Origin of the sequence: Inquilinus sp. YAF38 (assembly GCF_052113205.1) — a bacterium.
GTDB lineage: Bacteria > Pseudomonadota > Alphaproteobacteria > DSM-16000 > Inquilinaceae > Inquilinus.
Genome location: NZ_JBFRCU010000046.1, coordinates 45,156 through 55,157 on the forward strand (window position 1 = coordinate 45,156; position 10,002 = coordinate 55,157).

Below are 10,002 nucleotides of genomic sequence, written 5' to 3' on the forward strand. Positions count from 1 at the left end.
CTACTCCGCCGCTTCCTGCGGACGCGCGATCTGGATCGTCTTCTCGCGCAGCTCGCGATAGCCGATCTGCCAGTCGGACAGGTGGTTGACCCGCCGCACCTGCACCGCCGTCACCTTGTATTCCGGGCAGTTCGTGGCCCAGTCGGAATAGTCGGTGGTGACCACGTTGGCGCCGGTCTCGGCATGGTGGAAGGTGGTGTAGACGACGCCCGGCTGCATCCGTTCGGAGATCCTGGCCCGCAGGCTGGTCTCGCCCGACCGGCTGTGCAGCGCCACCCAATCGCCGTCGCGGATGCCGCGATTCTCGGCATCCGTCGGGTGGATCTCCAGCAAATCCTCCTCATGCCAGGCGACGTTGTCGGTACGCCGGGTCTGGGCGCCGACATTGTAGTGGCTGAGGATGCGCCCCGTCGTCAGCACCAGCGGGAAGCGCGGGCCCGTGCGCTCCTCGGTCGGCACGAACTCGGTGATCATGAACCGGCCCTGGCCGCGGACGAAGCGATCGATATGCATGATCGGCGTGCCTTCCGGCGCCGCGTCGTTGCACGGCCACTGCACCGAGCCGAGCTCGTCCAGCCGCTGATACGAGACGTTCTTGAAGGTCGGGGTGGTGCGGGCGATCTCGTCCATGATCTCGCTGGGATGGGTGTAGCCCATCTTGTAGCCCAGCGCCTCGGACAGCATCATCGTCGCCTCCCAGTCGGCATAGCCGGCCTTGGGCGGGGTGACGCGCCGGACGCGGCTGATCCGCCGCTCGGCATTGGTGAAGGTACCGTCCTTCTCGAGGAAGGAGGAGCCGGGCAGGAAGACATGGGCATAGCTGGCGGTCTCGTTCAGGAACAGGTCCTGGACGATGACGCATTCCATCGCCGCCAACCCGGCCGTGACGTGCTTCACGTCCGGATCGGACTGGGCGATGTCCTCGCCCTGGATGTAGATGCCCTTGTAGGTGCCCTCGACCGCAGCATCGAGCATGTTCGGGATGCGCAGGCCCGGCTCGGCCGACAGCGGCACGCCCCACATGGCCTCGAACAGCTGCCGGGTGTTCGTGTCGGAGACGTGGCGGTAGCCGGTGAACTCATGCGGGAAGGAGCCCATGTCGCAGGCGCCCTGCACGTTGTTCTGGCCGCGCAGCGGGTTCACGCCGACGCCGCGGCGGCCGATGTTGCCGGTCAGCATCGCCAGGTTGGCCATGCCCATGACCATGGTCGAGCCCTGGCTGTGCTCGGTGACGCCAAGGCCGTAATAGATCGCGGCCCGGCCGCCGGTGGCATAGAGCCGCGCCGCCGCCCGCACCTCGGCCGCCGGCACGCCGGTGAGGCTCTCCACCGCCTCCGGCGCATGGCGCGGATCGGCGATGAACTCGGCCCAGCGCGAGAACTCGGCGATGTCGCAACGCTCGCGGACATAGTCCTCCGCCACCAACCCCTCGGTCACGATCACATGCGCCAGCGCGTTGACGACCGCGACATTGGTGCCGGGCTTCAGCGGCAGGTGGTGGTCGGCCTTGATGTGGGCCGACTTCACCAGGTCGATGCGGCGCGGATCGATCACGATCAGCCGGGCGCCCTCGCGCAGCCGGCGCTTCATCCGGCTGGCGAAGACCGGATGGGCATCGGTCGGGTTGGCGCCGATCACCACGATCACGTCGCTCTCGTCGACGCTGTCGAAATCCTGGGTGCCGGCCGAGGTGCCGAAGGTCTGGCCCAGGCCGTAGCCGGTCGGCGAGTGGCAGACCCGGGCGCAGGTGTCGACATTGTTGTTGCCGAAGCCGGCACGGATCATCTTCTGGACGAGGTAGGTCTCCTCGTTGGTGCAGCGCGACGAGGTGATGCCGCCGATCGAATCGCGGCCGTAGGTGGCCTGGATCCGCTTCAGCTCGGAGGCGGCATAGGCGATCGCCTCCTCCCACGACACTTCGCGCCACGGATCGGTGATCTGCTTGCGGATCATCGGCTTGGTGATCCGATCCTTGTGCGTCGCGTAGCCCCAGGCGAAGCGGCCCTTGACGCAGCTGTGGCCGTGATTGGCCTTGCCGTCCTTGTACGGCGTCATCCGCACCACCTCGGTGCCCTGCATCTCGGCCTTGAAGGCGCAGCCGACGCCGCAATAGGCGCAGGTGGTGACCACCGAGTGCTCGGGCTGGCCGGCCTCGATGATGCTGTTCTCCATCAGCGTCGCGGTCGGGCAGGCCTGGACGCAGGCGCCGCAGGAGACGCACTCGCTCTCCTTGAAGCCGTCATCCTGGCCGGCCGAGACGAAGGAGCCGAAGCCTCGCCCGTTGATGGTGAGCGCGAAGGTGCCCTGCACCTCCTCGCAGGCCCGGACGCAGCGCGAGCAGACGATGCATTTGGTCGGATCGAAGGTGAAATAGGGGTTGGAGGTGTCCTTCTCGCCGACCAGGTGGTTGGCGCCGTCAGTGCCGTAGCGCACCTCGCGCAGGCCCACGACGCCGGCCATGTCCTGCAGCTCGCAGTCGCCGTTGGCGGCGCAGGTCAGGCAGTCCAGCGGGTGGTCGGAGATGTAGAGCTCCATGACGTTCCGGCGAAGCTTCGCCAGCTTCGGCGTCTGCGTCCGCACCTTCATCCCGGGCTCGACCGGCGTGGTGCAGGAGGCCGGCGTGCCGCGCCGCCCCTCGATCTCGACGACGCAGAGCCGGCAGGAGCCGAAGGGCTCCAGGCTGTCGGTCGCGCACAGCTTCGGGATCGCGGTATCGATCTCGGCCGCCGCGCGCATCACCGAGGTACCGGCGGGCACGGTCACGGCCTCGCCGTCAATTTCCAGCGTCACCAGGTTGGGCGAGATCCGCGCCGGGGTCCCGAAATCCTGTTCCGTCACGAGAGCCATCGGGTGGCCTCCTTACTCGGCCGCTTGCGCCGGGGCGGGCGCGCGGTCGAAATCATCGGGGAAATGGGTCAGGGCGCTGAGCACCGGATAGGGGGTGAGCCCGCCGAGGGCGCAGAGCGACCCGTCCAGCATGGTCTCGCAGAGGTCTTCGATCAGCGTCAGGTTGCGGCCGAGCTCGCGCCCGCCCGTCTCCCGGTTGGCAATGATCTTGTCGATCGTCTCGGCGCCGCGGGTCGAGCCGATGCGGCAGGGCGTGCACTTGCCGCAGCTCTCGATGGCGCAGAACTCCATGGCGAAGCGGGCCTGAACGGCGAGGTCGACGCGGTCGTCGAACACCACGACGCCACCATGGCCGAGCATGCCCTTCTTCGCCGCCATCGACTCGTAGTCGAGCGGCGTGTCCAGCAGGCTGTCCGGGAAATAGGCGCCGAGCGGACCCCCGACCTGGACGGCGCGGAACGGCCGGCCGCTGGCGGTGCCGCCGCCGAAGCCCTCGATCAGCTCGCGCAAGGTCAGGCCGAAGGCGACCTCGATCAGCCCGCCGTGCTTGACGTTGCCGGCCAGCTGCAGCGGCTGGGTGCCGCGCGACCGGCCGGTGCCGTAATCGGCATAGAAGGCGGCGCCCTTGTCGAGGATGATCGGCACCGAGGTCAGCGACAGCACGTTGTTGATCACCGTCGGCTTGCCGAACAGGCCCTTCAGCGCCGGCAGCGGCGGCTTCGGCCGCACCATGCCGCGCTTGCCCTCCAGGCTCTCCAGCAACGAGGTCTCCTCGCCGCAGATATAGGCGCCGGCGCCAACCCGCACCTCGAGGTCGAAGCGCTTGCCGCTATCGAGGACGCTGGGGCCCAGCACGCGGCGCTGATAGGCGATGTCGATCGCCGCGTTCATCGCCGCCACCGCATGCGGATATTCCGAGCGGATGTAGATGAAGCCCTTGGTCGCGCCGGTGGCGATGCCGGCGATGATCATGCCCTCGACCAGCAGGAAGGGGTCGCCTTCCATGATCATACGGTCGGCGAAGGTGCCGCTGTCGCCCTCATCGGCGTTGCAGACGATGTATTTCCGGTCGGCCTGGGCCTGCAGCACGGTGCGCCACTTGATGCCGGTCGGGAAGCCTGCGCCGCCGCGGCCGCGCAGGCCGGAGGCCGTGACCGTCTCGACGATCGCCGCCGGCTCGATCGCCAGCGCGGCGCGCAGGCCCTTCAGCCCGTCATGCGCCTCGTAATCGTCCAGCGACAGCGGGTCGGTGATGCCGCAGCGGGCGAAGGTCAGGCGCTGCTGCCTGGCGAGGTAGGGGATCTCCTCCGGCCGGCCATGGCGCAGCGGATGGTTGCCACCCTCGGCGAAGCCGGCAGCGAACAGGCCGGGCACATCCTCAGCCTCGACCGGGCCGTAGCCGATGCGGCCGTCCGGGGTCTCGACCTCGACGAAGGGCTCCAGCCACAGCAGGCCGCGCGAGCCGTTGCGCACCAGCTGCAACTCGACGCCGCGGGCGGCAGCCTCGGCCTGGATCGCGCGGGCGACATCGTCGGCACCGACCGAGACGGCGGCGGCGTCGCGGGGAACGAAGACCTTCATCGACCCGCCTCCATGGCGTCGACCAGGCGGTCCAGTCGCTTGGTGTCGATCCGCCCGACCAGCTCGCCATCGGCCAGCGCCGCCGGGGCGCAGGCGCAGTTGCCGAGGCAATAGACCGGCTCGACCGTGATCCGGCCGTCCGCCGTGGTCTGGTGCAGGCCGATGTCGAGCCGCCGCCGCAGATGCTCGGCCAGGTCGCGCGCGCCCATCGACTGGCAGGCCTCGGCCTGGCACAGCTTCAGCACGTGGCGCCCGGCGGGCTCGGTCCGGAAATCATGGTAGAAGGTGATGACCCCGTGCACCTCGGCGCGGGACAGGTTCAGCGCGTCGGCCAGCAGCGGCACCGCCTCGCGCGGCACATGGCCGAAAACCGATTGCAGGTCGTGCAGGATGGGCAGCAGCGGCCCCTCGGTCGCACCATGCGATGCGATCACGTCACGCGCCACCTCGGCGTCCCAGCCCCGGTGTTCGGGCATCCGTCCCACTCCCTTTTCGGGTTCGTTGGTCCGGGCGGCCCTTGACTGCCACCCGATGATTTAGGATGGGCGGGTGCGTATACCAGATTCAAATACAAAGCCCGGATGAATTGATAAACAGCGTTTATGAAGAAGGCGGCTGCAGCGGCGTGCCCTGCAGCTCGGCGTCGAGGTCGAGGGTGCGGGCGGTGTCGAACAGGCCGCGGGCCAAGGGYGACGGCGGGTCGCGGTCGGCCATGACGAGACCGACGGTGCGGGTCGCCTCCGGCTCGACCAGGCGCAGCGCCCGGGTCCCCGCGGGCACGCCGAACAGGTGCAGCAGCGCCCGCGGCATGACGCTGGACCAGGGGCCGGAGCGGACATGCGAACACAGGTTGATGATGCTGTCGGTCTCGACCGCGGCATGCGGCGAGCAGCCGACCGAACGGAAGATGCCGTCGATGATCCGCCGGTTCTGCATGGTCGGGGTCAAGAGGCACAGCGGCAGCTCCGCCGCCTCGACCCAGCGGATGGTCCGGCGCGACGCCGGCGCCTGCTCCGCCGGCATCAGCAGGATGTAGTCCTCCTGGTACAGCGGCAGGCTGCGGACATGGCGCAACGGCTCGTTGTCGAGATAGGTGACGCCGACATCGATCTCGAAATTTTCCAGCCCGGCCTCGATCTGGATCGAGGTCTGGGACAGGACCGAGACGGTGACCGCCGGATGCGACTGGGCGAAGGGCGAGGTGATCAGCGAGACGATCGGCAGGGCCGAGGGCACCGCGCCGATCCGCAGCTTGCCGGCCAGTCCCTGCTGCAGCATCGCCAGCTCCTGCGCCAGGCCGTCGCGATCGGCCAGGATCTTCTTGGCCCACTCAAGCACCAAGGCACCTTCGCGGGTGAAGCCCTGGAAGCGGTGGCCGCGCTCGACGATCGGCACCTGCAGCTCTTCCTCGAGCTGGCGCAGGGCAGTGGACAACGCCGGCTGCGACACGCGGCACGCCTCCGCCGCGCGAGCGAAATGCTTCTCCCGGGCGAGCGCGACGAGGTATTCGAGCTGGCGGATGACCATCGGGCCTCCGAATGCGACTTGATAACGCATGGTTATCGGACGCCCGCGCCCTCGCCGCAAGCGGGTCAGCCCGGCGCCGTTTCGACTGGCCCTCCGCGACCCGGCCGCTAAGCTGCCGTCCTCCTCACTCGACATAGCGATCCCGTGACGACGACAGCCCTGGGCGGCGACCGCCTGCTCGACCATCCCTCCTTTCTGGTGTTCTGGGGCGCGCGGGTGCTGTCCGCCATCGGCTTCCAGATGTCGGCCGTCGCCATCGGCTGGCTGGTCTATGCCCTGACCGGCAGCGCCTACAGCCTGGGGCTGGTCGGGCTGTTCCAGTTCCTGCCGATGGTGGTGCTGACGCTGCTGGTCGGCCATGTCGCCGACCGCTACGACCGCCGCCGGATCGTCCAGATCTGCCTGTTCGTCGAGGGTGCGACGCTTGTGGTGCTGGCGCTCGGCATCCTGGACGGCTGGCTGACCGTGCCCGGCATCTTCGCCGCCGTGCTGGTGCTGGGCGCGGCCCGCGCCTTCGAGCAGCCGACCATGGCGGCGCTGCTGCCGGCGGTTGTGCCGGCCGGCATCCTGCCCCGGGCGCTCGCCGTCTCCTCCTCCGCGATGCAGACGGCGACGATCGTCGGCCCGTCGATCGGCGGGCTGCTCTACGCCGTCGGCACCACCGTGCCCTTCGCCGTCGCTGCCGCGAGCTTCCTCGGCGCCGGCGCGCTGATGCTGCTGATGCGGCTGGAGCGGCCGGCGCCGCGGCGCGAGCCGGCGACGCTGCGCTCGGTGTTCTCCGGCATCGCCTTCATCCGCAGTCAGCCGATGATCCTCGGCGCCATCTCGCTCGACATGTTCGCCGTGCTGCTGGGCGGGGCCACGGCGCTGCTGCCGATCTATGCCCACGACATCCTGCAGACCGGCCCCTGGGGCCTGGGCCTGCTGCGCGCCGCCCCTGCCGTCGGCGCGCTGACCATGTCGGCGGTGCTGACCCGGGTGCCGTTGCGTCGCGCCGTCGGCCACAAGATGTTCACGGCGGTGATCGTGTTCGGCGCCGCCACCGTGGTCTTCGCAGCTTCCACCAGCCTCGCCGTGTCGCTGGTGGCGCTGGCCGTGCTCGGCGCCGCCGACAACGTCAGCGTGGTGATCCGCAGCTCGCTGGTGCAGCTGCTGACGCCGGACGGGATGCGCGGCCGGGTCAGCGCCGTGAACTCGCTGTTCATCGGCACCTCGAACCAGCTCGGCGAGTTCGAATCGGGCATGGCCGCCGGGCTGCTCGGCGCGGTGCCGGCCGGCATCCTCGGCGGCGTCGGCACCGTGGTGGTCGCGATCCTGTGGATGCGGCTGTTCCCGGCCTTGCGCAAGGCGCAGGCCCTGTCAGGCTGATCGCATGATGACCACTCCCGCGCCGGCCGGTGTCGCCGAGCTGATCGAATGGCTGTCGGGCGACGAGTGCCACGATGCCACCGACGCCGAGCTGCTGGCCGGGCTCGGCCGGCGGCTGCGCGCGCTGGGCCTGCCGGTCGACCGGCTGAGCCTGCATCTACGCACGCTGCACCCGCAGATCCTGGCCCGGACCTTCGCCTGGAGCGAAGGCGAGCCGGTCGAGCTGCGCGACCGCGACAACTCGATCGAGCGCCTGCCCTTCTTCGCCGGCAATCCGATCCGGCGGGCCACCGAGGCGCGGCGCTGGCTGAGCCTGACGACGCGGGAGGAGATCGCCGGGCTGGAGGAGCTGGACTTCTTCCAAAGCCGCAACTTGGCGGTGGCGGAGGTGGTGCCGCTGCTGATGGGCCAGGGCCCGGCCAGCGCCGTGGTCTTCGCCACGCGGCGGCCGGAGGGGTTCGGACCGGACGGCCGCGCGCTGCTGCAGCGCATCGTCCCGGCCCTGCGCGGCGCTTGCGAGATCCGCCTGCTGCAGCTGGCCGAGGCGACGCTGCTCGACACCTATGTCGGCCCGCTCACCGGCCGGCGCATCCTGGAAGGCCATATCCGGCGCGGCGATGTCGAGACGCTGAAGGCGGCGCTGCTGCTGTGCGATCTGCGCGACTTCACCGTGCTGTCGAACCGGCTGCCGCCGGAGCAGATGCTGGACCGGCTGAACCTCTACTTCGACCAGCTGGTGCCGCCGATCGCGGCCCATGGCGGCGAGGTGCTGAAGTTCATGGGCGACGCCGTGCTGGCCTTCTTCCACCATGAGGACGGGCCGGCGGCCAGCTGTGCCGCGGCGTTCGAGGCGGCGCGCCAGGCCCTCGCCAACATCCACTCCGTCTCCCAGGCCGGCACGCCGCTGAGCGCCGGGGTGGCGCTGCACCATGGCGAGGTCGCCTACGGCAATATCGGCTCCGGCGGGCGGCTGGACTTCACCGTGATCGGCCGCGACGTCAACCTGGTCAGCCGGATCCAGACCGCCTGCGCCACCACCGGCCAGCCGCTGCTGATGTCGCCGCACTTCGCGGCGCTGCTGGACCGGCCGGGCAGCCGCAGCATCGGCCCGCACCCGCTGAAGGGCTTCGCCGAGCCGCTGGAGCTGTTCGCCTGGGAGCCCGAGTAGGGCTCAGGTGAAGGCGTCGGGCATGCTGTCCTTCTTGCGCCGCATGAAGTCCTGCAGCGCTTCGTCGATCGCGGGATCGATCGCCGGCGCCTCGTACTCCTCCAGCATGCGCTTCCAGATCTTGTTGGCGCGCTGCGACGCGTCCTGCCGGCCCTCGGCCTCCCACTGCTCGTAGGAGTTGTTGTCGGCGACGGTCGACCGGTAGAAGGCGTTCTCGAAATTGCGCTGGGTGTGGTCGCAGCCGAGGTAGTGGCTGCCCGGGCCGACCTGGCGGATCGCGTCCATCGCCTGGCCGTTCTCGCTGAGGTCGATGCCCTCGGCCATCACCTGCATCATGCCGAGCTGGTCGGTGTCGAGGATGAACTTCTCATAGGAGCTGACCAGGCCGCCCTCGAGCCAGCCGGCGGCGTGCAGCACGAAGTTGACCCCGCCCAGCATGGTCGGCAGCAGGGTGTTGGCGCTCTCGAACGCCGCCTGCGCGTCCGGGGCCTTGGAGCCGCACAGCGAGCCGCCGGAGCGGAACGGCACGCCGAGGCGCCGGGCCAAAGCGGCGGCGCCGTACAGCACCAGCGCCGGCTCCGGCGTGCCGAAGGTCGGCGCGCCCGACTGCATCGAGATCGAGCTGGCGAAGGAGCCGAACACGACCGGCGCGCCGGGACGGCACAGCTGCGCCGTGGCCATGCCGGCCAGGCTTTCGGCCAGGGTCTGGGTCAGCACGCCGGCGCTGGTCACCGGCGCCATCGCGCCCGCCAGGATGAAGGGGGTGACGATCACCGCCTGGTTGGCGCGGGCATAGGTCTTCAAGGCGCCGAGCATGGTGCCGTCCCACACCATCGGCGAATTGGCGTTGATCAGGCTGATCAGGACGCAGTTCCGGTCGACGAACTCCTCGCCGAACACCAGCCGCGCCATGGCGACGGTGTCCTCCGCCCGCTCCGGCGCGGTGACCGAGCCCATGAAGGGTTTGTCGGAGTACTTGATGTGGGAATAGACCATGTCGAGATGCCGCTTGTTCACCGGCAGGTCGACGGGCTCGCACACGGTGCCGCCGGAATGGTGCATGACCGGCGTCATGTAGGCGAGCTTCACGAAGTTGCGGAAATCCTCGATCCGGGCGTAGCGGCGGCCCTCGTCGAGGGTGCGGATGAAGGGCGGGCCATAGACCGGGGCGAAGACGGTGTTGCCGCCGCCGATCTGCACGTTGCGGTCCGGGTTGCGGGCATACTGGGTGAATTCGCGCGGCGCGGTCGCCTGCACCAGCTGCCGGCACAGGCCGCGCGGGAAGCGGATGCGGGTGCCCTTGACATCGGCGCCGGCCGCCTTCCACAGCTCCAGCGTCTCCTCGTCGTCGCGGAACTCGAGGCCGATCTCCTCCAGCACCGTGTCGGCATTGTGCTCGATCARCTCCAGCCCGTCGGTCTTCAGCACCTCGTAGAGCGGGATCTTGCGCGAGATGTATTTCAGCTGCTGCAGCCCGCCGCCGCGGCGCAGGGCGCGCCGGGCCTCGGCGC

Annotated in this window: 7 protein-coding genes; 2 read left to right on the forward strand and 5 right to left on the reverse strand. The window is 69.6% G+C overall.

Features of this window, described 5'->3' with window-relative positions:
* From fdhF to AB4Z01_RS20610, 4 genes are all read right to left on the reverse strand, one after another.
* Window positions 1-2,847: a formate dehydrogenase subunit alpha gene (fdhF, locus tag AB4Z01_RS20595; RefSeq protein ID WP_441696865.1), complete on the reverse strand. Its 2,847-nt coding sequence runs from the start codon at window positions 2,845-2,847 to the stop codon at window positions 1-3.
* 12 nt (window positions 2,848-2,859) lie between these two features.
* Entirely contained in the window at window positions 2,860-4,428 is a 1,569-nt protein-coding gene (locus AB4Z01_RS20600; protein WP_441696868.1) for a formate dehydrogenase beta subunit, read from the reverse strand.
* Window positions 4,425-4,904: a formate dehydrogenase subunit gamma gene (locus AB4Z01_RS20605; protein WP_441696871.1), complete on the reverse strand. Its 480-nt coding sequence runs from the start codon at window positions 4,902-4,904 to the stop codon at window positions 4,425-4,427. The genes AB4Z01_RS20600 and AB4Z01_RS20605 overlap by 4 nt, the downstream gene beginning before the upstream one ends.
* Before the next feature lie 124 nt (window positions 4,905-5,028).
* On the reverse strand, window positions 5,029-5,955 hold the full coding sequence (locus AB4Z01_RS20610; protein ID WP_441696874.1) for a LysR family transcriptional regulator: 927 nt from the start codon (window positions 5,953-5,955) through the stop codon (window positions 5,029-5,031).
* A gap of 144 nt (window positions 5,956-6,099) precedes the next feature.
* Here AB4Z01_RS20610 and AB4Z01_RS20615 point away from each other — a divergent pair, with 144 nt between their 5' ends.
* A complete protein-coding gene (locus AB4Z01_RS20615; RefSeq protein WP_441696876.1) occupies window positions 6,100-7,323 on the forward strand; it encodes an MFS transporter in 1,224 nt (407 codons plus the stop codon).
* A 4-nt stretch (window positions 7,324-7,327) separates the two neighbouring features.
* Complete coding sequence (locus AB4Z01_RS20620; protein ID WP_441696879.1) at window positions 7,328-8,491, forward strand: adenylate/guanylate cyclase domain-containing protein; 1,164 nt, start codon at window positions 7,328-7,330, stop codon at window positions 8,489-8,491.
* Between the two features lie 3 nt (window positions 8,492-8,494).
* Here the strand turns inward: AB4Z01_RS20620 and AB4Z01_RS20625 are convergent.
* Window positions 8,495-10,002 (reverse strand): trimethylamine methyltransferase family protein (locus tag AB4Z01_RS20625; RefSeq protein WP_441696882.1); only part of this gene is annotated, 1,508 nt, incomplete at its 5' end.

Coding starts and splice junctions, on each gene's coding strand:
- fdhF (WP_441696865.1), bottom strand. CDS start 2,847: ATGGCTCTCGTGACGGAACAGGATTTCGGGACCCCGGCGCGGATCTCG.
- AB4Z01_RS20600 (WP_441696868.1), bottom strand. CDS start 4,428: ATGAAGGTCTTCGTTCCCCGCGACGCCGCCGCCGTCTCGGTCGGTGCC.
- AB4Z01_RS20605 (WP_441696871.1), bottom strand. CDS start 4,904: ATGCCCGAACACCGGGGCTGGGACGCCGAGGTGGCGCGTGACGTGATC.
- AB4Z01_RS20620 (WP_441696879.1), top strand. CDS start 7,328: ATGATGACCACTCCCGCGCCGGCCGGTGTCGCCGAGCTGATCGAATGG.